This is a genomic window from Microbacterium sp. B19(2022) (assembly GCF_012030385.1).
Classification (GTDB): domain Bacteria; phylum Actinomycetota; class Actinomycetes; order Actinomycetales; family Microbacteriaceae; genus Microbacterium; species Microbacterium oxydans_B.
In genome coordinates this window covers 135,665-161,623 of the sequence record NZ_JAAUVO010000001.1, presented here as the reverse complement: position 1 = coordinate 161,623, position 25,959 = coordinate 135,665, and the positions used below count along the sequence as shown (strand labels likewise).

General features: G+C 70.0%; 27 protein-coding genes. 13 read left to right on the top strand and 14 right to left on the bottom strand.

Annotation, left to right across the window (positions count from 1 at the left end; translation table 11 throughout):
* Positions 1–5: 5 nt before the first annotated feature.
* On the bottom strand, positions 6–1,280 hold the full coding sequence (locus HCX50_RS00825; RefSeq protein ID WP_337748879.1) for an MFS transporter: 1,275 nt from the start codon (positions 1,278–1,280) through the stop codon (positions 6–8).
* Between the two features lie 149 nt (positions 1,281–1,429).
* On the opposite strand from HCX50_RS00825, the gene HCX50_RS00820 reads away from it, so the two are divergent.
* Complete coding sequence (locus tag HCX50_RS00820; protein WP_167632680.1) at positions 1,430–2,473, top strand: LacI family DNA-binding transcriptional regulator; 1,044 nt, start codon at positions 1,430–1,432, stop codon at positions 2,471–2,473.
* 61 nt (positions 2,474–2,534) lie between these two features.
* Here the strand turns inward: HCX50_RS00820 and HCX50_RS00815 are convergent, their stop codons facing one another.
* The 5 genes from HCX50_RS00815 to HCX50_RS00795 all read right to left on the bottom strand — a co-directional run bounded on the left by HCX50_RS00815 (position 2,535) and on the right by HCX50_RS00795 (position 7,778).
* Positions 2,535–3,623 carry an ABC transporter permease gene (locus HCX50_RS00815; RefSeq protein WP_167632679.1) on the bottom strand — a complete coding sequence of 363 codons (1,089 nt, stop codon included), beginning with the start codon at positions 3,621–3,623 and terminating at the stop codon, positions 2,535–2,537.
* A complete protein-coding gene (locus HCX50_RS00810; protein ID WP_091031812.1) occupies positions 3,620–4,504 on the bottom strand; it encodes an ABC transporter ATP-binding protein in 885 nt (294 codons plus the stop codon). The genes HCX50_RS00815 and HCX50_RS00810 overlap by 4 nt, the downstream gene beginning before the upstream one ends.
* A 105-nt stretch (positions 4,505–4,609) precedes the next feature.
* A complete protein-coding gene (locus HCX50_RS00805) occupies positions 4,610–5,797 on the bottom strand; it encodes a benzoate/H(+) symporter BenE family transporter (protein ID WP_167632678.1) in 1,188 nt (395 codons plus the stop codon).
* Between the two features lie 35 nt (positions 5,798–5,832).
* Complete coding sequence (locus HCX50_RS00800; protein WP_167632677.1) at positions 5,833–6,519, bottom strand: response regulator; 687 nt, start codon at positions 6,517–6,519, stop codon at positions 5,833–5,835.
* Entirely contained in the window at positions 6,516–7,778 is a 1,263-nt protein-coding gene (locus tag HCX50_RS00795) for a sensor histidine kinase (protein WP_167632676.1), read from the bottom strand. The genes HCX50_RS00800 and HCX50_RS00795 overlap by 4 nt, the downstream gene beginning before the upstream one ends.
* A gap of 98 nt (positions 7,779–7,876) precedes the next feature.
* On the opposite strand from HCX50_RS00795, the gene HCX50_RS00790 reads away from it, so the two are divergent.
* Positions 7,877–8,524 carry a dihydrofolate reductase family protein gene (locus tag HCX50_RS00790; RefSeq protein ID WP_167632675.1) on the top strand — a complete coding sequence of 216 codons (648 nt, stop codon included), beginning with the start codon at positions 7,877–7,879 and terminating at the stop codon, positions 8,522–8,524.
* A 72-nt stretch (positions 8,525–8,596) separates the two neighbouring features.
* Complete coding sequence (locus tag HCX50_RS00785) at positions 8,597–10,615, top strand: carboxypeptidase regulatory-like domain-containing protein (protein ID WP_091031793.1); 2,019 nt, start codon at positions 8,597–8,599, stop codon at positions 10,613–10,615.
* A gap of 2 nt (positions 10,616–10,617) precedes the next feature.
* Here the strand turns inward: HCX50_RS00785 and HCX50_RS00780 are convergent, their stop codons facing one another.
* Positions 10,618–11,427, bottom strand: a complete 810-nt coding sequence (locus tag HCX50_RS00780; protein WP_167632674.1) for a Cof-type HAD-IIB family hydrolase — start codon at positions 11,425–11,427, stop codon at positions 10,618–10,620.
* Positions 11,428–11,438: 11 nt separating this feature from the next.
* Positions 11,439–12,284: an exodeoxyribonuclease III gene (locus tag HCX50_RS00775; RefSeq protein ID WP_167632673.1), complete on the bottom strand. Its 846-nt coding sequence runs from the start codon at positions 12,282–12,284 to the stop codon at positions 11,439–11,441.
* 37 nt (positions 12,285–12,321) lie between these two features.
* Between HCX50_RS00775 and pyrE the strand changes: the two genes are divergently transcribed.
* Positions 12,322–12,882: an orotate phosphoribosyltransferase gene (gene pyrE / locus HCX50_RS00770; protein ID WP_029262822.1), complete on the top strand. Its 561-nt coding sequence runs from the start codon at positions 12,322–12,324 to the stop codon at positions 12,880–12,882.
* Positions 12,879–13,781: an ROK family protein gene (locus tag HCX50_RS00765; protein ID WP_091031782.1), complete on the top strand. Its 903-nt coding sequence runs from the start codon at positions 12,879–12,881 to the stop codon at positions 13,779–13,781. The genes pyrE and HCX50_RS00765 overlap by 4 nt, the downstream gene beginning before the upstream one ends.
* 18 nt (positions 13,782–13,799) lie before the next feature.
* Here the strand turns inward: HCX50_RS00765 and HCX50_RS00760 are convergent, their stop codons facing one another.
* The 6 genes from HCX50_RS00760 to HCX50_RS00735 all read right to left on the bottom strand — a co-directional run bounded on the left by HCX50_RS00760 (position 13,800) and on the right by HCX50_RS00735 (position 17,000).
* Positions 13,800–14,102 (bottom strand): hypothetical protein, encoded by a 303-nt coding sequence (locus HCX50_RS00760; protein WP_167632672.1) that lies wholly within the window; start codon positions 14,100–14,102, stop codon positions 13,800–13,802.
* 4 nt (positions 14,103–14,106) lie between these two features.
* Entirely contained in the window at positions 14,107–14,379 is a 273-nt protein-coding gene (locus HCX50_RS00755; protein WP_167632671.1) for a hypothetical protein, read from the bottom strand.
* A gap of 4 nt (positions 14,380–14,383) precedes the next feature.
* Entirely contained in the window at positions 14,384–14,623 is a 240-nt protein-coding gene (locus tag HCX50_RS00750) for a hypothetical protein (protein ID WP_091031764.1), read from the bottom strand.
* A gap of 4 nt (positions 14,624–14,627) precedes the next feature.
* Positions 14,628–14,834 carry a hypothetical protein gene (locus HCX50_RS00745; RefSeq protein WP_167632670.1) on the bottom strand — a complete coding sequence of 69 codons (207 nt, stop codon included), beginning with the start codon at positions 14,832–14,834 and terminating at the stop codon, positions 14,628–14,630.
* 121 nt (positions 14,835–14,955) lie between these two features.
* Positions 14,956–16,101 carry an MFS transporter gene (locus tag HCX50_RS00740; RefSeq protein WP_167632669.1) on the bottom strand — a complete coding sequence of 382 codons (1,146 nt, stop codon included), beginning with the start codon at positions 16,099–16,101 and terminating at the stop codon, positions 14,956–14,958.
* On the bottom strand, positions 16,098–17,000 hold the full coding sequence (locus tag HCX50_RS00735; RefSeq protein WP_091031753.1) for a MurR/RpiR family transcriptional regulator: 903 nt from the start codon (positions 16,998–17,000) through the stop codon (positions 16,098–16,100). The genes HCX50_RS00740 and HCX50_RS00735 overlap by 4 nt, the downstream gene beginning before the upstream one ends.
* A 166-nt stretch (positions 17,001–17,166) precedes the next feature.
* On the opposite strand from HCX50_RS00735, the gene HCX50_RS00730 reads away from it, so the two are divergent.
* The 8 genes from HCX50_RS00730 (at position 17,167) to HCX50_RS00695 (ending at position 25,950) form a co-directional block, all read left to right on the top strand.
* On the top strand, positions 17,167–18,714 hold the full coding sequence (locus HCX50_RS00730) for an ABC transporter substrate-binding protein (RefSeq protein ID WP_167632668.1): 1,548 nt from the start codon (positions 17,167–17,169) through the stop codon (positions 18,712–18,714).
* Between the two features lie 66 nt (positions 18,715–18,780).
* Positions 18,781–19,752, top strand: coding sequence for an ABC transporter permease (locus HCX50_RS00725; RefSeq protein WP_091031746.1), 972 nt, complete (start codon positions 18,781–18,783; stop codon positions 19,750–19,752).
* A complete protein-coding gene (locus HCX50_RS00720) occupies positions 19,749–20,636 on the top strand; it encodes an ABC transporter permease (RefSeq protein WP_091031742.1) in 888 nt (295 codons plus the stop codon). The genes HCX50_RS00725 and HCX50_RS00720 overlap by 4 nt, the downstream gene beginning before the upstream one ends.
* Complete coding sequence (murQ, locus tag HCX50_RS00715) at positions 20,633–21,538, top strand: N-acetylmuramic acid 6-phosphate etherase (RefSeq protein WP_091031739.1); 906 nt, start codon at positions 20,633–20,635, stop codon at positions 21,536–21,538. The genes HCX50_RS00720 and murQ overlap by 4 nt, the downstream gene beginning before the upstream one ends.
* Positions 21,538–22,728 carry an anhydro-N-acetylmuramic acid kinase gene (locus HCX50_RS00710; RefSeq protein ID WP_167632667.1) on the top strand — a complete coding sequence of 397 codons (1,191 nt, stop codon included), beginning with the start codon at positions 21,538–21,540 and terminating at the stop codon, positions 22,726–22,728. The genes murQ and HCX50_RS00710 overlap by 1 nt, the downstream gene beginning before the upstream one ends.
* Positions 22,725–23,228 carry a GNAT family N-acetyltransferase gene (locus HCX50_RS00705; RefSeq protein ID WP_167632666.1) on the top strand — a complete coding sequence of 168 codons (504 nt, stop codon included), beginning with the start codon at positions 22,725–22,727 and terminating at the stop codon, positions 23,226–23,228. The genes HCX50_RS00710 and HCX50_RS00705 overlap by 4 nt, the downstream gene beginning before the upstream one ends.
* The gene (locus HCX50_RS00700; RefSeq protein WP_167632665.1) at positions 23,225–24,325 is read left to right on the top strand and encodes a serine hydrolase domain-containing protein; all 1,101 of its coding nucleotides are present in this window, start codon (positions 23,225–23,227) and stop codon (positions 24,323–24,325) included. Before HCX50_RS00705 ends, HCX50_RS00700 begins: the two co-directional genes overlap by 4 nt.
* A complete protein-coding gene (locus tag HCX50_RS00695; RefSeq protein WP_167632664.1) occupies positions 24,322–25,950 on the top strand; it encodes an ABC transporter ATP-binding protein in 1,629 nt (542 codons plus the stop codon). The genes HCX50_RS00700 and HCX50_RS00695 overlap by 4 nt, the downstream gene beginning before the upstream one ends.
* Positions 25,951–25,959 lie beyond the last annotated feature (9 nt).

Here is a 25,959-nt window from a genome sequence, read left to right as displayed (position 1 = left end):
TTTCCTTACTTCGTTGCCTTGATGAATGCCAGCGGGACGAGCCCGACGAGGGAGAGGACGGCGCCGGTGATGAGCAGCGCGGGGTAGTTGCCCTGACCGCCGCCGATGCCGAGCAGGAGCGGGGCGGCGAAGGGCATGATCGAGAACGGCAGCGTGTAGGCGATGTTCGTCACGCCCAGGTCGCGCGCCGAGGAGTTCGGGTCGTTCATCGTCGAGATCGCGAGACCGATGTAGGTGCCGGAGAGCAGACCCGTTCCGAGGCCGGACGCGATGGCGACGGCGATCAGGTACGGCGTGACCTCGGTGGTGAACGAGAGCGACAGGGTGCCGATCGCGATCACGACGGCCGCCGCCCCCATGAGCATCTTGCGGCGCTTCGTCCTGTCGTTGAGCCAGCCCACGAAGGGCGACAGCACGGTGGCGATGAGCCCGGGGATCACGTAGGCGAGGGTGATCACGCCGCCGATCTGGTCATCCGACACGTTCACCCGGTCCTGCAGGATGTACACGGTGTAGGTGCCGACCACCGCGATGCCGCAGGAGACCAGGAACATCGTCACCAGGAACAGGGCGAAGTCGGGGGACTTGCGCGGGTTGATGAAGAAGCTGCCGAAGAACTCGGCCACACCGAAGGGCTGTCGCGGAAGGTCGCGGGAGTCGTCTCCGCGCAGCAGCCACAACAGGATGCCGCAGAAGACGAGGGCGATCAGCACCGGGAGTCCGAACTGGGCGAGCATGTTCGTCGGGAACCACTCTACGAAGTACACGCCGACGACCAGGGAGGCGGAGGAGGCCATGCCCGAGAGTGCACCGACGAGACCCTGCTGAGCAGCGGGGACGCGGTCGGCGACGACGGCGAGCGCGGCGGCGATGGAGGCGTTGATGAACGCCTGCATGATGATCCAGCCGACCAGCAGCATCGCGAACGATCCGCTCAGGGCGATGACGAGTGCGCCGGCCATGGTGCCGAGCAGGCCGATCGCGATCCAGGGACGACGGCGTCCGAAGCGGCTTCGGGTGTTGTCGCTGAGGCGGCCGAAGAACGGGTTGGCGAGCAGGGCCACCAGCGTGCCGACGCCGGCCGCGATCGAGTAGCTCGTGGTCTTGCCCTCGGGGTCGAGCTCGGAGATGCGCAGCGCGATGGTGACCGACGCGGGCAGCATGATCGACATCCAGATGCCGAACAGGGCGAGGGCGTAGACGACGATGAAGAACGGCCCGACTCTCGTCGCGACGACGTCGGATGCCGGTGCGGAACCGGCGGGGCGGGTATCGGTCACGGCGTGACTCTCCTTTGAGTGGATGGGTTTCGGATGGCTGTTCGGGTGCGATCCGGAATCGTTACCGGAAACGTTTCCGGTAAGGTTCTCATAGAGTACGAGCACAAGAAAGAATTCGTCAAGTACGACTTCAGCACCAGGGAGAAGGCATGGCCACCGCGAGAGCGACCCTGACCGATGTCGCGCGTGAGGCGGGCGTCGGCGTCGCCACCGTCTCCCGGGCTCTGAACGGCCGCCCGGACGTCAGCGCCGAGACCACCGCCCGCGTGCGCGAAGTCGCCGCGGCGCTCGGCTATCGGCCCTCGGGAACGGCGCGAGCGCTGCGGCGGGGTTCCTTCAGCGCGTTGAGCGTCATCGTCCCGGACTCCTCGTGGGGGTGGTGGGAGCCGGTGCTGAGGTCTGCGGTCACCGCGGCCGCCGAAGCCGGCATCCACCTCTTCATCCACCCCGCCACGGAGGGCGAGGGGGGACTCGACGCACTGATCGAGGGCCTGGCCGATGTGCCGACCGAGGGTGTGATCGCCGTGAGCGTTCCCGATCAGCTCGCGATCCGCGCTGCGTGCGACCGCATCGGGCTGCCGGTGGTCGCGATCGACGACAGCGTCCACACACTGCACCTGGCGACGGTGACCGTCGGCAATCGCGAGGGTGCACGGCAGATGACCGAGCACCTGATCGAGCAGGGCCACCGGCGCATCGCCTTCGTGGGGGCGGCGATGGATGAGCTCGACCCCTCCTGGGGCGAAGGGCTGTTCATCGAGGAGCGCCTCGCCGGCTACCGCGAAGCGCTCGCGGCTGCTGGCATCCCCGTCGACGAAGACCTGGTGCTCGGTTGGCGTGAACTGGGCGACGAGACGATCGAGCTCGTCGCGCCGCTCGACGACCTGCTCGCCGCGGGGGATCACCCGGACGCGATCTTCTGCGTCGCTGACCTGGTCGCGCCAGCGGTGCTGCGTACGATCGCGCGGCATGGGCTCGTGGTTCCCCGGGACATCTCGGTCGCGGGTTTCGACGACGAGCGGGCGGCATCGCTGATGAACCCGCCGCTCACCACGATGCGCCAGCCGTACGACGAGATGGGGCGCCTCGCCGTCGACCTCCTGCGCACGGCGATCGGCGGCGCGGACACGCCTGTCCGCTACTACACGCTCCCCGCGACGCTGGTCGAGCGGAAGTCCACGGCCCCGGTCTGAAACGTGAAGACCCCCTGCCGCCGGACATCGGCTGCAGGGGGTCTCTCGTTCCCGCGGTGCGTCAGGCGCGCAGTGCGTCCCTGAGCTTGACCCGCGAACCCATGCGCAGCAGCGAGTTCTCGTAGATCTTCGCGCCGATGGCGATCGCGGCCACGCAGCTCGCGAGCAGGATCACCAGGCTCAGCAGCGGCTCCCACCACTGCGCCTCGCCGACGAACAGGCGCATCGGCATGCCGACCGGGGCCGAGAACGGCACGTACGACATGATCGTCAGCACCAGCGGGTTGTCGTTGAACACGATGACCAGGATGTACGGCGCCATGATCAGCATCGTGATCGGCGTGGTCGTGGAGCCGATGTCCTCCTGGCGCGACACCATCGAGGCGGCGGCGGCGAACATGGCCGCCAGCAGGATGAAGCCGAACAGGAAGAACACGGCGAACCAGATGATCGGCGCGCCCAACGTGGTCAGCACCTCGCGTTGACCGGTGACGATCAGCCCGATCGTGGCGACGGCCGCGAGGGCGAGGATCTGGCCCATCGCCAGAACCGTGTTGCCGATGACCTTGCCGGCCAGCAGTGTGCGGGCCGGGATCGCCGACAGCAGCACCTCGACCACGCGCGTCTGCTTCTCCTCCACGACGCTCTGCGCGATCGTGCCGCCGAACGTCGCGGCGGCCATCATGAACACGAGGCCGAACGCGATCGCGATGAAGTAGCGCAGGAGCGGGTTCGTCGTGACCGGCTCGAGGATCACGACGTCGGGCGACTGGGATAGTGCCGAGACCAGCGAGCTCGGCGCATCCTGCAGTGCGACGATCGTGTATCCCGAGGGTCCGTCGCCGGGCAGCACCGCGGCGTCGACCTTGTCGTCACGCACGAGCGCCTCGGCGGCGGCCTGGTCGGCCACCTCGGTGACTTCGAAGCCCGGGATGGCGGAGACGGCGGCAGAGGTCTCCGCGGTCGCGGCGATCGGCGTCGTCTCGGTGTTCTTGCTCGCGAAGCCACCGAGGATGATGCCGGCGAGGGCGAGTACCAGCAGGATGCCGGTCGAGATCAGGAAGGCCTTGCTGCGCAGCTTCGATCCGATCTCGCGCTCGGCGACGAGCCAGATGCCGTTGGTGCTGCGGACGGGGGCAGGGGTGCTCACTGGATGACCTCCTTGAAGATCTGGGCGAGGGACGGATGCTTCGGCGCGAAGCTCGCGACGTCGCCGCGCTGCACGGCGGAGTGCAGCACCCGCTGCGCCGTCTCAGGGCCGTCGGCGTCGAACAGGGCATAGCCGCCCTCGAAGTCGACGACCGTCACACCGGGCTCGGTGCGCAGCCATCCGGCGTCTCCGGCCGAGACGAGTTCGTAGCGGTCACGGGCGTGCTCGGCGCGCAGCGCATCGCGCGAGCCGGAGGCGCGGATCGTGCCGCCGGCGAGGATGACGAGGTCGTCGCACAGGCGTTCGACCACATCGAGCTGGTGGGAGGAGAACAGGATGGATGCGCCCTTCGCGGCGCTGGACTGCAGCACGCCGGCGACCACATCGACCGCGAGCGGGTCGAGGCCGGAGAAAGGCTCGTCGAGGATGAGCACCTCGGGGTCGTGCACGAGCGAGGCGGCGATCTGCGCACGCTGCTGGTTGCCGAGCGACAACGACTCGATCGTGTCGTTCAGTCGTTCGCCAAGGCCGAGCTCGGTGAGGAGCTCCGTCGCCCGGTCGGTCGCATCCTGCTTGCCGAAGCCGTGCAGGCGGGCGAGGTACACGATCTGCTCGAGCACCTTCATCTTCGGGTAGAGGCCACGTTCCTCGGGCATGTAACCGAAGCGCCGGCGGTCCTCGGCGGTGAGCGGTGCGCCATCGAGGGCGACGTTGCCGCCGTCGGAGGACAGCAGCCCCAGGACGATGCGCATGGTGGTGGTCTTGCCGGCGCCGTTGCCGCCGACGAAGCCCGTCAAGCGGCCGGGGGCCACTGTGAAAGACACGTCGTCGAGCACGCGCCGAGAGCCGTAGCTCTTGGTGATGCCGGAGAGTTCGAGCATTCCTGTCGTCATACCCTCACGCTACGGAGCGCAGGCATCCCGGGGCATCCCCCCTGTGGCGGACTCACCCCCGTCCACCCCGTCCGCCCCGCGGCTGACCCCGGGCTAGCGACGACCGGAGTGCAGCACCGTGCGCACGACGAGACCGGCGACGAGGGCCCAGAACGCGGCGCTGACGCCGAGGACGGCGATGCCGGATGCTGCGACCAGGAAGGTCACGACCGCGGGGATGCGCTCGCCCGGATCGTCGATGGCCTGCTGCACGGATGACCCGAACGCGGCGAACAGTGCGAGGCCGGCGACCGCGGGGATCACGGCGGCGGGCGCGAGCACCACGAGAGCGGCGAAGGCGGCGGAGAACGCACCGAGCACGAGGTACGAGACTCCCGTGGAGACCCCCGCGACCCAGCGCCGATTCGGGTCGGGGTCGGCATCCGGTGACGCGGCCAGGGCGGCGCTGATCGCCGCGAGGTTGATGGCATGACCGCCCGCCGTCGCCCCGATCGCCGTGCCGAGACCGGTGACGAGCATGGCCGGACGCCACGGCACCTCGTAGCCGAAGCTGCGCATGATGGCGATGCCCGGCACGTTCTGCGAGGCCATCGTCACGACGAACAGCGGCAGCGCGAGCCCCACCAGCGCCCCGACCGTGAACGTCGGCGCCGTGAACTCGAGCCGCGGCAGCAGCACAGCGGGATCGAACGGCGCACCGCCGCCCACCGTGGAAGCGCCGATCAGCGACACCGCCACGACCACGGCGGCCGCGACGAACGCGAGCGGAACCGCCCACCTCGGCGCGAGCCGGGCGAACACCAGCCAGGTCAGCACGACCGGAATGACGCCCCACGGGTTCGCGACGATGCCCGTGATCGGCGCCAGGCACAGCGGCAGCAGCACACCGGCCAGCATCGCCTGCGCGATCGACGGCGGGATGCGGGCGATCAGGCCACCGAGTGCCGGCCACAGGGCCGTGAGCAGGATCAGTGCGGCGGTCACGAGGAACGCCCCGACCGCCGCCGGCCAGCCGCCCTCGACGGTGCCCGTCGCCACCAGCAGGGCCGCGCCGGGAGTGGACCACGCGACCGTGATCGGCATCCGATACCGCCAGGCGAGCACGACGCACGCGAGGCCCATCGTCACGCTCGCGGCGAGCAGTCCGCTCGCCGCCTGCGCCGCATCCGCTCCGACGGCATCGAGCCCGGTCAGCACGACCGCGAAGGAGCTCGTGAATCCGACGAGTGCCGTCACCACCCCCGCCAGGATCGGGCGGGAGAGGGGTGCGGCTTCGGGCATGGCTCCGAGGCTATCGCGCAGGGGTATCGGCTCGCCTACGCGAGGCCCATGCGGTGCGCGAGCACGACGGCCTGCACGCGATCGCGGGCGCCGAGCTTCTGCAGGATGCGCGAGACGTGCGTCTTCACCGTGGCCTCGCCGATGTACAGCGCCCGCGCGATCTCGGCATTGCTGCGCGCGTCGGCGAGCAGGGTCAGCACCTCGGCCTCACGGTCGGTGAGCGGCTCGGCGAGGGCGACCCTCGGCGAAGGGGTACCCGTCGGAGGCGTGGAGTAGGTGGCCCGTGTGGGGGTCGCGGCGAACCGCGCGAGCACCCGGCGAGTCACCTCGGGGGCGAGCATCCCGTCGCCGGCCGCCAGAGCGCGGACGGCGGCGATCAGATCCTCGGCGCCGGCGTTCTTGAGCAGGAATCCGCTGGCTCCGGCATCCAGCGCCTGGTACAGGTAGTCGTCGCGGTCGAAGGTCGTGACGATCGCGATGGCCGCCGCGACCGCGGGATCGGCGACGATGCGACGGGTCGCCTCGATGCCGTCCATGTCGGGCATCTGCACATCCATCGTGATCACGTCGGGATGGAGGGCGGATGCCTGCGCCACGGCCTCTGCTCCCGATGAGGCCTCGCCGACCACCGTGATGTCGGGCTGGGTGTCGAGGATGGTGCGGAAGCCCGCGCGCAGCAGCGCGTGGTCGTCGACCAGCAGCACCCGGATCGGTTCACTCATCGCACGCTCGATCCGGTCGGTGTCGGGAGTGGCACGCGGGCGCGCACACGCATCCCGCCGAGCGGCCGCGACGTCACCTCGAGCGTGCCTCCGGACGCGGCTGCGCGCTCCCGCATCCCCAGCTGCCCGAGACCCGGACGGAGGTGGGTGACCGCGCGTCCGGTGTTGACGATCTCGACCTCCACGCCGTCGTCGTCGTAGCGCACGCGGACGTCGGCCGTGGCTCCGCTGCCGGCATGGCGACGGGCGTTCGTGAGTGACTCCTGGGCGATGCGGTACAGATTCACGGCGACGAGAGCAGGCACGGGCACGGCCTCGCCGATCACCGCATACTCGGTCGGGAGCCCCGCCTCGGTCGATGCCTCGGCGAGCTCGGCGATGTCGTCCAGGGCGAGGGTGGATGCCGCATCCGTCGTCTCGCCACCCGGCGTGCGCAGGGTCTCCAACAATTGGCGCAGCTCATGGATCGCGTCGCGCGCCGAACCTTCGACGCCGGAGAGGATGCGGGCGGCTTCCGCGGGATCGCGCTCGAGCACGAGACGCGCGGCGCCGGCTTGTACCCCCATCACCGACACGTGGTGGGCGACGACGTCGTGCAGCTCGCGGGCGATGCGCACGCGGTCGAGAGCGACGGCCTGGGCTGCGGTGACCTCGCGCTCGCGCTCGAGCTCGACGGTGCGCTGCTCGAGCACGGCCAGCTGCGCCGCCGCCGCCCAGGAGCGCTCGCCGAAGTAGTACGCGCCGCCGAAGTAGAGCACATTCAGCAGCAGCTGGATCAGCATGAAGGCGACGTACGGCGACATGGCTCCGGCGGCGACATCGGCCTTGTCGGCCTCGCTGATCGCATCGCGGTACATCGTGATGATCAGCCACACGAACATGCCCACGATGATCCCGACCCGCACGAGCATCGCGCGACGACGGTCGTTCATCCACGCGCCGACCGTGTACAGCGTGAGGAACATCACGATGTTGCCGACGTAGATCTCGGGGACGCGGATGGTGACGGCCGTGAAATAAGCCGCGGCCACGATCACGGCGGCGGTACCGGGCCAGCGGCGGCGGAACGCCAGGGGAGCGGTGGCGACGACGGCGTAGACGAGCGCCCACCACAGGGGTGCCTGCTCGTCGCCGTAGATCTCTGCGATCGAGGAGAGTCCCGCGCTCAGCACCGCGCCGACGAACATGACGGCGGCGAGGATGACATCGGCTCGTCGTTCGCGCGCGGTCGGCGTGCGGGTGAACGCGGGGGCAGGCATCTCTCCACCGTAGAGCGGCGACCGCGCCGGAGCATCCCCCGTGTGGTGGATCGGAGAGGGGCTGGTAGGCGGGATTCGCTTGTTATTGACTGACTGACATGAGCGCTGACAAGACCGAAGACGCATCCGGCCGCATCCTGATCGACCTCTTCATGACCCTCGACGGTGTCGCGCAAGGACCGGGCGGCGTCGGCGAAGACACCTCGGGTGGTTTCCGCTTCAGCGGCTGGCAGGCGGGATACCCGTCACCCGGTATGGGCGCCGAGGTGGACAACGGGATGCGGGGCCTCGATGCTCTGCTGCTCGGTCGCCGGACGTACGACATCTTCGCGTCGTACTGGCCGCACCACACCGATGGCCCCGAGGGGCACATCGGCCGGCTGTTCGACCGCGTCCCGAAGTACGTGGCGACGAGGGATGCCGATCTCGCGCTCGACTGGCAGGGCAGCAGCCGGGTCGGGGATGACCTCGCGGCAGAGGTCGCGGCGCTGCGGGCCGCTCATCGCGAGGTGCACGTGATCGGCAGCATCGACTTCGTGCACACGCTGCTCGCCGAGGGGCTCTTCGACGAGCTGAACCTCTGGGTCTATCCGATCCTGCTCGGCACCGGCAAGAAGGTCTTCGGCGACAACGCGCTGCCGTCAGTGCTGCGGCTCTTGCAGCCGCCGGTCACCGACGAGGCCGGCGTGATGTTCCTCCGCTACGGCCGCACCGATCGCGTGCCGGAGGTCGGGACCTTCGGGTAAACACGAACGCAGGGTTGATCACGCGAATCGACTATTCCGCTCCGTTGCCCTGAGCCGGTAGATTCAGGGCAGATGCTGCCGAGCGATCGGCGGCTTTTCGAGGTCGAACGCGACGGCACGGTGCCGGGCGCCACCTCGCTTCGGAGGGTGGGGAACATGGCGCGACGTCGCGCATTCATTCAGGCTGTCATCGGTGGGGTCGCGGCTCTCGCCTTCGCCTTCGGCGGTGCCACATCAGCGATGGCCGCCGATTCAGGAGACTCGGTCTCGGACGCGGTGACGTGGAGCGCCGAAGGAACGGGCGCGGTGGACATCAGCGTGGCCGAGGTGAGTGACCCGGAGGTGAGCGAGCCTGCCGCGCCGGAGGAAACCGAGCCGGCCGCGCCCGAGGAAACCGAGCCGGCCGCGCCCGGGGAAACAGCGCCTGCCGTGCCCGCGGTGAGCGCGCCCGCGGTGAGCGCGCCCGCCGCGCCCGCGGGCGTCTCGACGGGATCGATCAGCGGCGTGGTCACCCAGGAGGACGACGGCACTCCGCTCGCCGGGGTGCTGGTGTCGACCGGTGGTGAGGGGACGCCCTGGGTGGAGGACTACACGGACGAGTCCGGTGCGTACTCCCTGACGGGGCTCGCCCCCGGCTCCTATCTCGTGTCGTTCTTCCCGGTAGGCACCGACCTCCAGCGCGAGTATTGGAAGGACACCGCCATCTGGAGCGACGGCACGTTGGTCGTCATCGGTGAGGAGACGGCAGTCACCGGCATCGATGCGTCGTTGAAGCGCGGCGCGACCATCTCCGGTGTCGTGACGACCGCCAGCGACGGCTCGGCACTCGCCGGCGTGACGGTGAACGCCCTCGACCAGCATGAGATCGTCGGCGCAGCTCAGACCGGGGCCGACGGCTCATACCGCATCGAAGGGCTGAGCGAGGGGGAGTACGTCGTGCAGTTCCTCTCGCCGGACGGGGAACAGCTCGCCACGGAGTACTGGCAGAACGTGTACGGGTACGACGCGGCGACTGCGGTCTCCGTGACGGGCACCGAGACAGCGGCCGGCATCGACGCGGCCCTCGACGCGGTCGGCCACATCGAAGGCACGGTGACGCAGGAGGGCCGGGAGGTCCCCATGGCGACGGTATGGATCAGATCGACGAACGGCGACGGATACATCTCCGGTCACTCCGTCGAAGGCGACGGGACCTATTCGGCAGCGCTCCCGCCGGGAACCTACGTCGTCGAATTCCGCTCTTTCAGCGACGAACACGCGGATGAGTACTGGGAGGACGCGCGCACCATCGAGGAAGCGACTCCGGTCGTGGTGGGTTCGGGCCAGCGTGTCACGGGCATCGATGCCGTGATGGACCGCGCCGGCCTCATCTCCGGGAGCGTATCGATCGACAGCGACGACGTGCGGGGGATCCTCGTCGAAGCGTGGCAGGGCGACCGACTCGTCGGTTCCGCACAGGCCGACTACCTCACGGGCGAGTACACGCTGCGCCTGCTGCCGGGGACGTACATCCTCAAGGCGTCGGCAGAGTTCCTCGACGGCTCCACGCTCACGGCGAAGCCGCAGTACTTCGACGGTGTGACGACCGCTGCACAAGCGACACCCGTCCCCGCAGCAGTCGGCACGCCGGTGAACGGAGTCGACTTCACGCTCGTTCCCGTGGAGGGGCAGCCCCAGCCGAAGCCGACGCTGGGCCTCTCGGTTGGCTCGATCCAGGCGGGCAAGGACATCACGGTCTCCGGTGCCGGCTTCGCTCCGGGAGCGACCATCGCCTTCGAACTGCGCTCCGACCCGATCGCGCTCGGTACCCTCACCGCCGACGCGGATGGTGTCCTCCGAGGATCCCTGCGGATTCCGGCCAGCGCGCCAGCAGGCACGCACAGTCTCGTCGCGCTGTCGGGCGGCGCCGTGATCGCGAGCGCGACGCTCGTGGTGACAGCGGCGGCTGAGGCCAGCGGTGGCGCTGCGGTGACTCCGGGACCGCGACTGGCGGCCACCGGGGCGGAAACGCCGACCGCGATCATCGCGCTCGGCGTCATGCTCGCCGTTCTGGGTGGACTGCTCGTGCGTCGGCGCCGGGTCGAGAGCTGAACTCAGCCGAGCAGTCGCTCGATCACCTGCGCAACGCCATCGTCGTCGTTCGAAGCGGTCGTCTCGTCGGCCGCGTCCTGAACCACGGGTTCCGCATGGGCCATGGCGACACCGCGCCCGGCCCAGCGCAGCATCTCGACGTCGTTGAGCGCGTCGCCGAACGCCACGACATCGGCGCGGTCGATGCCGAGGTGCTCGCACAGACGGGCGAGCCCGGTGGCCTTCGTGACGCCCTCGGCCATCACCTCGACGAACGGAGCGCCGGACAGCGTCGCCTCGAACCCGGTCAGCCCGAGGCTGCGCAGCGTGTCGAAGAGAGCGGCAGGGGCGAGTTCCGGATGCCGGATGACGAGCTTCAGGCTGGGCGCCGCGAGCACCTGCTCGAGCGGCACGCCACCCATCGTTCGAGGGTCGCGCTTGTGGTCGGAGAGCTGCGCGATCTCGGCGTAGCCGTCCTGTGCCACGAAGGTCTCGCCGGCCTCCCGCACACTCGCGAACAGCAGGCCCGGGATGCTGGCGCGCAGCGCCTCGACCAGCGTGCGGATCGTGTCCGGCGGAAGCTCTTCGGCGAACAGCATCCGCCCGTCGTCCAGGCGCACGGCATAGGCGCCGTTGCTGCACAGCGCCCAGCCGGCGAAACCCGCATCGGCCGCGATCGCCCGCAGCCCGATCGGCTGACGTGCCGTGACGGGGACCACATGGATGCCGCGCTCGCGAGCCGCATCGAGCGCCTCGCGCGTGCGCGGCGTGACAGCGGACGAGGAGTCGAGCAGCGTGCCGTCGAGATCGGTGGCGATCAGCCGCACGGTCACAGGAACGACCGTCAGGAGAAGATCATCGGAAGATCGTCGTCGTCATCGGCGCCGCCGAAACCGAGGTCGACCACCACGGGAACATGGTCGCTGGGCTGCTCGCCCTTGCGCTCGTTCCGGTGGATCGACGCACCGGTCACAGCCTCGGCGAGCGTGCGCGAGCCCAGGACGAAGTCGATGCGGATGCCCTCGTTGCGCGGGAACTTGAGGCGCTGGTAATCCCAGTACGTGAACCCCTCGGGCAGCAACGGGCGCACGACGTCGGTGACCCCGGCATCGGCGAACGCGAAGAAGGCATCGCGCTCGGGCTGCGAGACATGCGTCGAGCGGCCGACGACGATGTCGGGATCGCCGTTGTCGTGGTCGAACGGGATGATGTTGAAGTCGCCCACCAGAGCGAGCGGCAGGTCGGGGTTCGCCGAGAGCTCGGCCGCCGTCGACTTCTTCAGCTGCTCGAGCCAGTGCAGCTTGTAGAGGTAGTGCGGGTCGTCGAGCGAACGGCCGTTCGGCACGTACAGGCTCCACACCCGAACGCCGTCGACCATCACGCCGAGCGCGCGGGCCTCGAGCGGAGCATCCGGTCCCTCATGTCCCTTCGCGAAGCCCGGCATGCCGTCGAACGACGTGCGCACATCGGTGACCGGCAGGCGGCTCGCGATCGCGACGCCGTTCCACTGGTTCAGGCCGTGCACCTCGACGTGGTAACCGGCCTCTTCGAACGGTCCGTAGGGGAACTGCTCGGGCTTGCACTTGATCTCCTGCATCGCCAGCACGTCGATGTCTTCACGGACGGCGAACTCGACGGTGCGGGTGACGCGGGTGCGGATGGAGTTGACGTTCCAGGTGGCCAAGCGCATGCATCCAGCCTAGAGCCCACCTCCTACACTGGATGCCGTGACCGCACTCGACGCAGACCGCCAGACCCTCCTCGACCTCATCAAGGATGAGGCGGTGTTCCACGGCGACTTCACCCTCTCCAGCGGCAAGAAGGCGACGTACTACGTCGACATGCGCAAGCTCACGCTCGACCACAGGGCGGCTCCCGCGATCGGCCGGATCATGCTCGACCTGATCGGCGACCTCGACGTCGTGGCCGTCGGCGGGCTCACCCTCGGCGCCGACCCGATCGCGAACTCCGTGCTGCACGCCTCGGTCGCCACCGATCGTCCGCTCGACGCGTTCGTCGTGCGCAAGGAGCCCAAGGACCACGGTCGCGGCCGCCAGATCGAAGGTGCCGACGTCAAGGGCAAGCGGGTCGTCGTGCTCGAAGACACCTCGACCACCGGCCAGTCGGCGCTCAAGGCGGTCGAGGCGCTGCGCAAGGAGGGTGCCGAGATCGTCGCCGTCGCCGTGATCGTCGACCGCAAGACCGGGGCGCAGGCCGCCATCGAAGCCGAGGGACTCGAATGGCGCGCCGCCTTCGACCTCGACGACCTCGGGCTCGACCCCCAGTGACGCGCTACGCGCTGGCCGTCGACGTCGGCGGCACGAAGATGGAGGCCGCGCTCGTCGCGGAGGACGGCGTGCTCGTCACGGGCAGCCGCAGCCGGCAGGCGACCGGGCGAGAAGCCACGGTCGAGTCGTTGAACGCCGCGGTCGTCGCGATCGTCGAGCACGCGCTCGCCGCCCTGCCCGCGGATGCCGAGCTGGTCGGTGCAGGTGCGGGCAGCGCCGGACCCGTCGACCGGACCCTCGGCACGATCATGCCCGTCAACATGCCGCTCGCACGCGGCTTCGCGCTCGCCGAGGCGGTTCACGCCGCAGCATCCACGGTCGTGGGGCGCGACGTGCGTACGGTTCTCGGCCACGACGGTGGTGCGCTCGCGCTCGCCGAATCCTGGCTCGGAGCGACGCAAGGTGCCGGTGCCTCGCTGTCGATCGTCGTCTCGACCGGTGTCGGCGGCGGCTTCGTCGCGAACGGTGCGTACATCCCCGGTGCGACAGGCAACGCCGGACACCTCGGACAGGTGCGTCGTGAGGGCGGGCTGACTCTTGAAGAGATCGCATCCGGGCCGGCGAGCGCGGCCTGGGCGCAGCAGCAGGGCTGGACCGGTGCCACGGGCGAAGACCTCGCGCGCGACGCAGCGGCCGGCGACACCGTCGCTCGCTCGGCGATCGAGCGCTCGGCCCGAGCTGTCGGGGAAGCGCTCGCGGACGCCGCGACCCTGGTCGACCTCGACGTGGTCGCCATCGGTGGCGGTTTCTCACGCGTGTCACCCGACTACATCGACCTCGTGCAGCAGGCCCTCACCGCCAGCGCCGTGCACGAATACTCCCGGCGCACCCGCGTGGTGCGCTCGGGGCTGGGTGACGAAGGGCCCCTCATCGGCGCCGCCGCCCTCGTGCTGCGGTAGGTCGTACCGGAACGCTGCTCAGCGACTCGCCGTGAGCAGGTGCCGTGGCGGGCCTTCGAGGCGGGCGACGGAGATCTTGAGGTCGGTCACGTCGGCGGCGACGGCATCGATGCGGGTGCTGAGCTTCTCGTCGACGGCATCGATACGGGTGCTGAGTTTCTCGTCGACGGCATCGATACGGGTGCTGAGCTTTTCGTCGACGGCGTCGATGCGGTCGTCGATGCGGCGGATCATCCACGCGCCGGCGGCGAAAAGGCTCGCGCCGAGGGTGAGTACGATGCCGATCGCGCTGACGACGATGGTCCAAGTCTCCGTGGTCACGGTGTTATCCCCTCCCTGCCGTGAGCAGGTGCCGTGGCGGTCCTTCGAGGCGGGCGACGGAGATCTTGAGGTCGGTCACGTCGGCGGCGACGGAATCGATGCGGGTGCCGAGCTTCTCGTCGACGGCGTCGATGCGGGTGCTGATTTTCTCGTCGACGGCGTCGATGCGGTCGTCGATACGGCGGGTCATCCATGCCCCGGCGGCGAAGAGGCTGGCGCCGAGGGTGAGCACGATGCCGACGGCACTGATGACGGTGGTCCAGGTCTCCGTGGTCACGGGGTCATCCTCTTCCCGCGGTGATGAGGTGCCGCGGTGGGCCTTCGAGGCGGGCGACGGAGATCTTCAGGTCGGTGACATCGGCGGCCACGGCGTCGATGCGGGTGCTGAGTTTCTCGTCGACGGCGTCGATGCGGTCGTCGATACGGCGGATCATCCATGCCCCGGCGGCGAAGAGGCTGGCGCCGAGGGTGAGCACGATGCCGACGGCACTGATGACGATGGTCCAGGTCTCCGTGGTCACGGGGTCATCCTCTTCCCGCGGTGAGGAGGTGCCGCGGTGGGCCTTCGAGGCGAGCGACGGAGATCTTCAGGTCGGTCACGTCGGCAGCGATCGCGTCGATGCGCTCGTCGAAGCGGCGAATCATCCACGCGCCGGCAGCGAAGAGGCTCGTGCCGAGGGTGAGCACGATGCCGACGGCGCTGATGATGATCGCGAGGATCTCAGTGGACACGGGTGCTCTCCTTGCCGTGGTGCGGGTGCAGAAGCGACGTTACGCCGCTTCTTCGGCGGCGACCCGCGGTATTCCGGCATCCGTGGAAAGGTCTTCGACACTCGGAAAGGGGGAGGAGAAGTCAGTCGCTCGTCGGTGCCGGGTGGTGGGATCGCGCCGCGATCAGCACCAGCACCGGCACGAGCGCACAGAGGGCAGCCGACACGAAGAACGTCGTGCTGGATGCCGGGTCACGGCCGACCAGCAGGATCAGCGTAGGGACGAACGTGCCGCCGACAGCGCCGCAGGCAACGAGCGCACCCGTCACGGCCGCGCTGCGCGCAGGATCCAGCCGGTCGAGGGCGAGCCCCAGGATGAGTCCGTAGCTCGGAGCGAGGAGCACGACCACCGCGGCCAACGCGACGAGTGCGCCCACCGGCGCGGACCCCACCAGCATCCCGGCCGCGGCCATCAGCACGGCTGCCCCGCTCGTCGCGGTGGCGAGGATCACGATCGGCGACACGGACGCCCGGCGCAGGGCCGCCGCGCCGAAGCGGCCGACGGCCATCAGCGTCCAGAACGCCGAGGTTCCCAGGGCGGCGAGAGCGGGATCGACCTCGAGGATCCGCTCCGGGATCACGGCCGACCAGCCGGACAGCACGGTCTCGACGCCGACGTAGAGCGGCAGTGCCACGGCGAACGGCAGCAGCACGAGCAGCCCGCGCACATCGCGATGCGCGGGAGCTTCGGGGGCGGAGACCGCGGAAGTCGGGCCGGCGAGCATCACGACCGAGGCGAGCGGCACCACCGCGAGGAGGCCGAGAGCAGGACGCGCGTCTGACCCGAGGGCGACGAGCAGCGGCGTGACCGCGGCGCACACCGCGACCGTACCCAGCAGCGCGCTCAGCAGTCCGGTCGCGCTGCCGACAGCCAGGGACTTCGCCGCCACCGAGCCCGAGGCCTCGACCAGCCCGAACCCGAAACCGGCGACGATCGCCGCGGCGATGAATACCCCGGGCGTGCTCGCCGCCGCCACCGCGATGACGGCGGCAGCCTGGAGTGCGCTGCCGAGGATGAGTGCGGTCTGCGGCGGTCGGCGCATCAGGAGCGGCCCGGAGACCAGCACGCCCACCAGCAGCCCCGCGAACAGGGCGGGGACCGCGGCGCTGAGGTCGGCGCCGATCGCCCGCTCGGCGGAGGGGAGTATCGCCGGGACGAAGGCCGCCGTGACGCCGAGCCCCGCGAATGCGGCGAACAGTCCTGTCCGTGCGCGCCCGGCGTTCGTCACGCTCCGCCCGTGCGCACGCGGTGCACGGCGGCGAAAGTGTCACGCAACGCCTCCATCGAGCGGTCGTAGTTCGACTGGGCGACGCCGATGAAGATGCAGTCGACCACCATGAGCTGGGCGATCCGGCTTCCGAGCGCGCCCGAGCGGAACCCCGTCTCGCGAGCGGCGGTCGTGAGCACGATGTCGGCCTGATCGGCCAGTGGAGCCCCGGCGTGGTTGGTGATCGCGATGGTGGTCGCGCCGGCCCGACGGGCGAGCAGCAGGAACTCGATCGTGTCGGTGGTGGCACCGCTGTGCGACACCGCGATCGCGACGTTGCCCGGTCCGAGCGTCGCCGCCGAGGTCCAGGCGGCATGCGGGTCGGACCAGTCCAGCGCCGTACGACCGATACGGGTGAGCTTGCGCTGCAGGTCGAGCCCGACGATGGAGCTCGCGCCCACGCCGAAGATGTCGACCCTGGTCGAAGACGTGATGGCTTCCACCGAGGCGCGCAGCGATTCGGTGTCGAGCACCTTCGCGGTGTCGGCGAGGGAGAGCGTCTCGGCGAGCGAGACCTTGGCGACGATGTCGGCCAGGGTGTCGTTGCGGTCGATGTCGCCGGAGACGGCGGGGAGGGCGGCGGTGTCGAAGGTCTCCCGTTCGACGTCGCGCAGCACGTGGTTGCGCAGCTCTCGCACGTGCTCGTAGCCGAGCCGCTTGCAGAACCGCACGACCGAGGTGGTCGACGTGTCGCAGCGCTGAGCGAGCTCGGCGACCGAGAGCCCCGCGGTGCCTGCAGGATCGGCGAGGAAGAGGTCGGCGATGCGCTGCTCGCTCGGACGCAGTTCGGGACGGATCGCGCGCATGCGGACGAGGACGGGGTGTGCGCCGGCTTCTTCGCGGGCAGCTTCATGGGGCATTGCGGTCTCCGATCGCTGTTCATAACAGTAGAGGAACTTCTGTTACATCTGTAGTGACGTTCGTGTACTTTTGGTACCAACCAAGACCGACGACGTTCACGGGGCGGCAGGCAACAGCGCCTGACCCGACGCCACGGCGACGCGTCCCAGCCAGGAGGAATCTGCAATGAGCACAGCACGGCGAGCGTCATTCGGCGCTCTCACCGCCACGGCCGCCGCATTGGCGCTCGTGATCACCGGTTGTTCCGCACCGGCATCGAATCCCGACTCCTCGGAGGGCGCGGCCGGCGGCGACCTCGTCATCGGCGTCACCAGCGACCCGGACACCCTGTTCCCCTGGAAGGCCACGCAGTTCCAGGCCGTCAACGTGCTGCAGAACCTGTACGGCACGCTGACCGAGTTCGACGAGGACCTCAACGTCGTGCCCGGCCTCGCCGAGTCCTGGGACGTCTCCGACGACGGTCTCACCGTGACCTTCCACCTGCGGGAGGGCGTCACCTTCGCCGACGGCAGCACGTTCGGCTCCGAAGACGTCAAGTACTCGCTCGATGCGATCGCCGCCGAGGCCACCGCCGCCGTCGCGAGCAGCTCCCTCGCCTCCGTCACCGCGGTCGAGGCCACCGACGAGACGACCGTCACCCTCACGCTGAGCGCTCCCGACGCCGCTCTCCCCGCCAACCTCGCCGTGATCAACATGGCCATGCTGTCGTCCGACGACACCGAAGAGGCGCTCAACACCACCCCGAACGGCACCGGTCCCTTCATCCTCGACGGACGCAAGGCCAGCCAGTCGATCACGCTCGCCAAGAACGAGGACTACTGGGGCGACGCCGCACTGCTCGACACCGTCGAGTTCCGCGTGATCCCCGACGAGTCGTCGATCGTCTCGGCGATGCAGTCCGGCAACGTGCAGCTCGCGGTGTTCGACGACCCGCTGGTCGCGCAGACCGCCGAGGGCGCCAACGTCGAGGTCGCCACGACCCCGCAGCTGAGCTACCACGCCCTGCAGCTGAACGCCACGCGCGGCGACCTCGCCGACGTCAACGTGCGCCTCGCCATCCAGTGCGCGATCGACCGCCAGGAGGTGCTCGACACCGCCGCCCTCGGCGAGGGTGAGGTCACCGGTCCGATCACGTCGCCCGCGTACAAGTCCGACCCCGAGGCGCGTCCGTGCCCCGAGCGCGACCTCGACAAGGCCGCCGACTACCTGAAGAAGGCCGGCAAGGAAGACGGCGTCACCGTCAAGACGATCGTGTCGCAGGGCGAGTACGCCACCTCGGTGAACGAGGCGCAGAACCTCAAGGCCCAGCTCGCCGATGCGAAGATCACGCTCGACATCGAGGTTCTCGAATCCGGTGCGTTCGTCGACCGCTGGATCGCGGCCGACTTCGACGCCGCCGTCGCGCTCAACGGCGGCCGTCCCGACCCCGACGGCATGTACGGCCGCTACTTCACCAGCACCGGAAACCTGAACAAGGTCGCCGGCTACTCCTCGCCCGAGCTCGACGCGCTGTTCGCCGAGGGACGCCAGACGGCCGACCCGGAGAAGCGCAAGGACATCTACGCGCAGGTCTCCGAGAACCTCGAGGACAACGCCGCGTGGATCTGGCTGTTCACGAGCTACACCTACACGGCGACGGCCTCGACCGTCGACGGCTTCGTCCCCATGGTGAACGGCTCGCTGCAGTACCTGCGGACCACCTCCATCAAGTAGCGGATCGAGGGGGCGCGGCAGGCCCGCGCCCCCTCCCTCCCCGACGACAGGCACCCCCACACGCGCATGTTCAGACAGCTCCTCCGCAACAGCGTGCTGCGACGCATCCTCGCAGCCCTCGGCACGCTCCTCGGCGTCGCCATCTTCGTCTTCCTGATGCTGCGCGCCATCCCCGGCGACCAGATCAGTTCCGGCCTCGGCACCGAGGCAGCCGCCCTCACGCCTTCGCAGCGCGCGGCCCTCGAGGCCTACTACGGCCTGGACCAGCCGCTCTTCGTGCAGTTCTTCTCGTGGCTCGGCAACATCTTCACCGGCAACCTCGGCTTCTCGTCCCGGGCGCAGACCAGCGTCCTCGAGCTCACCGCCGCCGCCCTCCCCGTCACGTTCGAGCTCGCGATCTTCTCGATCGTGATCGCCCTCGCCATCGGCATCCCGCTCGGCATGCTCTCGGCGTCGAAGCCCGACTCGGTCCGCGACGGCTTCGGCCAGGTGGTCGGTCTCGCCGGACTCTCGATCCCCGCGTTCCTGCTCGGCACCGCACTGCTGGCGGTGCTCGCCTCGTCGTTCGGCTTCAACCCCAACGGCCAGGCCTACGCCACGCTCTTCGAGGACCCGCTGCTCAACCTCCAGCAGATGCTGCTGCCGTCGATCGTGCTGGGCTTCGGCATCGCCGCGCCGATCATGCGCACGACCCGCACCGCGGTGCTCGAGATCCGCGCCAACGACTTCATCCGCACCGCGAAGGCGAAGGGCGTCCCGCCGCGCCGCCTACAGGTGCGCCACGTGCTCGGCAATGCGCTCGTCCCCATCGTCACGATGACCGGCCTGCAGTTCGGCTACCTCCTCGGCGGCGCCGTGGTGGTGGAGCAGATCTTCTCGCTCCCCGGCATCGGACGACAGGTGCTGCTCGGCATCCAGCAGAAGGAGTACGCGCTCGTGCAGAGCACCGTCCTCGTGATCGCGCTCGCCTTCGTCATCGTCAACCTGCTCACCGACCTGCTCTACCGGGTCATCGATCCTCGGGTGCGTGCCGCATGACCGACATCTCTCAGACCTCAGCACTCGCCCCCGGCGGTGGGCGCACCGGGGAGCGCGTGCGCCTCCTGCTGCGCAGCCGGAGCGGGCTCACCGGCCTCATCATCGTCGTGCTGCTCGCGGTGCTCAGCCTCGTCTCGGCGTTCGGGCTGCTGCCCTTCGACCCGCTCGCCCAGGATCCGCCCTCGCGCCTGCAGCCGCCGTCGGCCGTGCACTGGTTCGGGACGGACCAGTTCGGTCGCGACGTGTTCTCCCGCGTCGCTGCGGGCGTCGCGAACTCGGCGCTGATCTCGGTCGTCGCGGTCGCCTTCGCCACCGTGGTCGGCACTGTGTGCGGACTCATCGCCGGGTTCTACCGCGGTTTCTCCGACGGCGCGATCACCGCCGTCACCAACGTGCTGTTCGCCTTCCCGCCGCTGCTGCTCGCGCTGTCGCTGGCATCGGTGTTCGAGCGCAACTGGTTCACCATCGCCGTGGCCATCGCGATCGTCTACGTGCCGATCTTCATCCGCGTCACCCGCGGCCCCGTGCTGTCGCTGCGCGAGGTCGAGTACGTCAAGGCCGCCAAGAGCACGGGGCAGAGCCGCATGGCGACGATGTTCCGGCACGTGCTGCCGAACATCACGTCGATCATCATCGTGCAGGTCACGCTCTCGCTGTCGTGGGCCGTGCTCACCGAGGCCTCGCTGAGCTTCCTCGGACTCGGCACCCCGCCGCCTGCGCCCTCGCTCGGTTCGATGATCTTCGAGGCGCGCACGCTCGTCACCATCGCCCCGTGGACCATGATCGCGCCCGGAGTCATCGTGGTGCTGCTCGTGGTCGGGCTGAACCTGCTCGGCGACGGCCTGCGCGACAGTCTCGACCCCCGGAACAGAGGAAAGCGATGACCATGGAGGACCTCGGCGGACTCGCCACGGAGGCCAGCGATCCCCGCTACGCGGAGCTCGACCTGATGAGCGTGGCGGAACTCGCGCAGACCATGAACGAGGCGGATGCCACGGTGCCGGCCGCCGTGCAGCGCGCCCTCGGACAGATCGTCCCGGCGATCGAGGCCACGGCCGCACGCATGGCGCAGGGCGGTCGCCTGGTCTACGTCGGCGCCGGAACCCCCGGCCGCATCGGCGTGCTCGACGCCTCGGAGTGCCCGCCCACCTTCAGCACACCGCCGGAGCTGGTGTTCGCGATCATGGCCGGTGGGCCGGGCGCGATCGTGAACCCCGTCGAGGGTGCGGAAGACGACGCGGAGGCGGGCGCTGCGGCCATCGACGCCGCCGGCATCGGCCCGCTCGACACCGTGATCGGCATCGCCTCGAGCGGACGCACGCCGTATGTGATCGCGGCCGTCCGTCGGGCGCGCGAGCTCGGGGCGCTCAGCATCGGCCTGTCGTGCAACGTCGGGACCGCGCTCAGCGCGGCGGCGGAGCACGGCATCGAGGTCGAGGTCGGACCCGAGGTGCTCTCCGGTTCGACGCGACTCAAGTCGGGTACCGCGCAGAAGCTCGTGCTCAACATGTTCTCGACCATCTCGATGGTGCGCAACGGCAAGGCCTACGGCAACCTGATGGTGGATGTGAAGGCCACGAACCACAAGCTGCGCGAGCGGGCCATCCGGATGGTGCAGACCATCGCGGATGCCGACCGCGACACGGCGGTGGCTGCGCTGGAGACCGCCGCCTACGACGTGAAGCTCGCGTCGATCATGATCCGCCGCGGCGAGGACCTCGCCGCGGCCACCGCACGACTGGGCGCCGCCGACGGACGGCTGCGCACCGCACTGGAGGAGAACTGATGCGCGTCCTCGGACTGATCTCCGGCACCTCGCACGACGGGATCGATGCCGCCGTCGTCGACTTCACGACCAGCGGCGGCTTCACTGCGCACGGTGTGGATCTGCACGGCACGGTGCTCGCGGCGACGAGCGTGCCCTACGCCCCCGAGCTGCGGGCCCGGCTGATCGCTGCCCTGCCGCCCGCCCAGACGACCCTCGCCGAGGTGGCGGAGCTCGACACCCTCATCGGGCAGGCGTTCGCCGATGTCGCGGCCGACATCGCGGCCGAGGTCGGCGGCGTCGACGCGGTGTGCTCGCATGGACAGACCGTCTACCACTGGGTCGACGGCGCGCACGCGCTGGGCACCCTGCAGATCGGGCAGCCGGCCTGGATCGCCGAGAAGGTCGGCGCCCCGGTGGTCTCCGACATCCGCATCCGCGACATCACGGTCGGCGGTCACGGCGCCCCGCTGGTGTCGTTCCTCGACGAGCTGCTGCTGCGCTCGCGCGCCGGCATCTCGGCGGCCCTCAACCTGGGCGGCATCTCGAACATGACGGTGGTGCGCCAGGACGGCCTCGTCGCGTACGACATCGGCCCGGCGAACGCCCTGGTCGACGCGGTCATCGTCGAGCACGGCCTCAACCCGCTCGGCTACGACGACGACGCCGCGATCGCCCGCACCGGACAGGTCGACGAGGCGCTGCTGGCCGCTCTGCTCGAGGACCCGTACTACGCCCTCACCCCGCCCAAGAGCACCGGCAAGGAGCACTTCCACCTCGGCTATGTGCACGAGCACCTCGCCGCACAGGGGCGGGAGATCGCGGTCGCCGATGTGGTGCGCACCCTGACGGAGTTGACGGTCCGCACGGTCGCACGCGACGTGGAGGCCGCCGGCATCGGGTTCCTGGCGGTTTCGGGTGGTGGGTGCCGCAATCCGCTGATCCTCGACGGACTGCGCGCCGCTCTGCCGGCGACCGAGGTCGTGCTCGCCGACGAGCTGGGTGCCGCGGCCGACAGCAAGGAGGCGATCCTCCTCGCGCTCATCGGCTGGTCCACGATGCACGGCGTTCCCGCGATCGTCCCCGGCGGCACCGGTGCGCGCGAGCCGCGCATCCTCGGCACCATCACCCCGGGCGTCGGCCCGCTGCAGATGCCCGAGCCCGTCGCATCCATCGACTCCCTCGCGCTCACGGAGGCCTCGGCATCGTGAGCCTGCAGGTGCGCCCCGCCACCCCGGACGACCTGTCCGGGGTGCTCGAGGTGTTCCTCGCGTGCTGGCGGGAGAGCTACCGGGGTCTGCTCCCCGACGCGGCGATCGACGCGATGACGGATGAGCGTGCCGAGGCGCTGTGGCGTCGGGTGCTCGCGGATCCGGTGGGCGTCGTGCTCGTTGCGGAGCGCGACGGCGGGGTCGTCGGCATCACCCGGTACGCCGCGAGCCCCGGCGACGCTGGCCGGATCGACGGCGCCGTGCACTCTCTGTACGTCTCGCCTCGTGCTCACGGGGGCGGGATCGGCGGAGCGCTGCTGGCGCAGGCATCCGCGGAGTTGCAGGATGCCGGGGCCGAGGCCGCGACGCTGTGGGTGTTCGCGGCGAACCTGCCGTCGATCGGGTTCTACGAGGCCAAAGGATGGCACCCCGACGGAGCCACCCGCACCCAGCCGGAGTTCGGTGAGTCCGAACAGCGCATGCGCAGGGAGTGGACATGAGTGCCGCCGCAGCGGTCGCCGCCGTCCTCGCCACGGACTCCGCCCCGCGGGGCGCCGTCGCGGGTGTCGTCACCGATGCCGGGCGCGATGTCGCCGCGGGCGGCCTGGCCGACCTGGCCGGAACGCCGATGACCGCCGAGACCGCCTTCGACATCGCCTCGGTGTCGAAGGTCGCCGCCACCACCACCGCTATCCTGCGCCTCGTGAGCCGTGGTGAGCTGGGCTTCGACGACCGCGTCGACCGCTTCGTCCCCGGCGCGTCCTGTGCGCCGGGAACGACCGTGCGCCACCTGCTCCAGCATCGCGCGGGTCTGTGGGAGTGGCAGCCGCTCTACCTCGATCACGCGCACGCCGGCGACCCCGCGGCCGCGGCCGACGCGATCCCGCTCCGCTACGGCCTCGACGAGGGCCGTCACTACTCGGACCTGGGATTCCTCCTGCTCGGCCGCATCATCGCCGCCATCGCCGGGCTGCCTCTGGATGCCGCCGTCCGCGAGCTCGTGACCGCACCCCTCGGGCTCAGCCGTACCGGATACGGCCCGTTCGCGGCGCCGGTCGCCTCGTCGTCGGTCGGTGACGCCGCCGAACGCCGCATGGTCGCGACCGGTGAGCCGTACCCGATCCTCACCGCCGACCGCACATTCGCCTGGCGCGAAGACGAGATCACGGGCCGCGTGAACGACGGCAACAGCTTCCACGCCGCCGGTGGCGTCTCCGGCCACGCCGGGCTCTTCAGCACCGCCGACGACCTGCTCACCCTCGGCGCCGCACTCGCCGCTCCCGAGCGGCACCCCGAGCTGTGGCATCCGGATGCCGTGGCCGAGCTGTTCCGCGACGGACCCGATGCCGGGCAGGCGCTGGGCTGGCGCAGCGACACGGTCGCGGTCGGCGGCCGACCGACCCGGATGCTCTGGCACCCGGGCTTCACGGGCTGCGTGCTGGGGTTCGCGCCGGGCACCGGCACCGCCGCGGTCCTGCTGAGCAACCGCCTCTTCGCCCCCGAACCCGCGTCGACCGAGGCGCTGTGGCGCACGGCGCTCCCCGCACTTCTGGGCGGCAACGACCTGGACGACAACGAAGGAACGAGAACACCATGAGCACCACCGAGCCCGTGCTGAGCATCAGCGGCCTCGCCGTCGCCTTCCGAACCGGTTCCGAACTGGTCACCGCCATCAGCGACATCAGCATCGACGTCGCCGCCGGTGAGACCGTCGCGATCGTGGGGGAGTCCGGGTCGGGCAAGTCGACCACCGCCGCCGCGGTCAACCGTCTGCTGCCCGAGAACGGTGTGATCACCGCCGGCAGCATCCGCTTCGACGGGCGCGAGCTGACCGATCTGCCCGAGAACGCGATGGTCTCCCTGCGCGGTGCCGGCATCGGGCTCGTGCCGCAGGACCCGATGTCGAACCTCAATCCACTCATGCGCGTGGGCGAGCAGATCGGCGAGGCGCTCGAGGTGCACGGCCACACCCACGGCGATGCCACGAAGGCGCGGGTCGTCGAGCTGCTCGAGATGGTGGGGATCGCGGATGCCGCGCAGCGGGCGCACCAGTACCCGCACGAGTTCTCCGGCGGCATGCGCCAGCGCGTGCTGATCGCGATGGGTCTCGCCTGCAAGCCGCGCCTGCTCATCGCCGACGAGCCCACCTCGGCCCTCGACGTGACCGTGCAGCGGCGCATCCTGGACCAACTCGATGCGCTCACCGATGACTTCGGCACCGCCGTGTTCCTCATCACGCACGACCTCGCCCTCGCTGCCGAGCGCGCCGACCGCATCGTCGTGATGTTCCGCGGTCACATCGTGGAGGAGGGCACATCGGCCGAGGTGCTCGGCAACCCGCAGCACGAGTACACGAAGCAGCTGCTCGCCGCGGCGCCGAGCCTCGCCTCCCGCCGCGAAGCCCTGCCGCAGCGCGAGGCCGCTACCGGGACGCCGTTCGTCGAGATCCGCGACCTCCGCAAGGAGTTCGCCCTCCGTTCCCCCAAGGCGGGCGAGCCCGAGACGTTCACCGCGGTCGACGGGGTGAGCTTCGAGATCCGTCGCGGCACGACCGTCTCGATCGTGGGCGAGTCCGGCTCGGGCAAGTCGACCACCGCGAACATGGTGCTCGGCCTCGAGGACGCGACGTCGGGATCGATCCTGTTCGACGGGACAGACCTGACCACGCTCCGCCGCAAAGAGCTGTTCGCGCTGCGCCGCCGCGTGCAGCCGGTGTTCCAGAACCCCTACGCCTCGCTCGACCCCCGTTACACGGTCGAGCAGTCGATCGCCGAGCCGCTGCGCGTGCACCGCATCGGCACCGCGGCCACCCGTCACGCCCGCGTGCTCGAGCTGCTGGAGCAGGTCGCCCTGCCCGCCGCGATGGCCGAGCGCCTGCCGCACGAGCTGTCGGGCGGGCAGCGCCAGCGCGTGGCGATCGCCCGTGCGCTCGCGCTCGAACCCGAACTCGTGGTGCTCGACGAGGCCGTGTCGGCGCTCGACGTGCTGGTGCAGGCGCAGATCCTCGACCTGCTCGCCGACCTGCAGAAGCGCCTGGGCCTGAGCTACCTGTTCATCAGTCACGACCTCGCCGTGGTGCGGATGATCTCCGACGAGGTGCATGTCATGCAGCGCGGTGTCGTGGTCGAGAGCGGCACCCCCGAGCGCATCTTCGACGCCCCGCAGCATCCGTACACGCGCGAGTTGCTCGCCGCGATCCCGGGGGCCTCGCTGGCGTCCTGACCAGGTGGC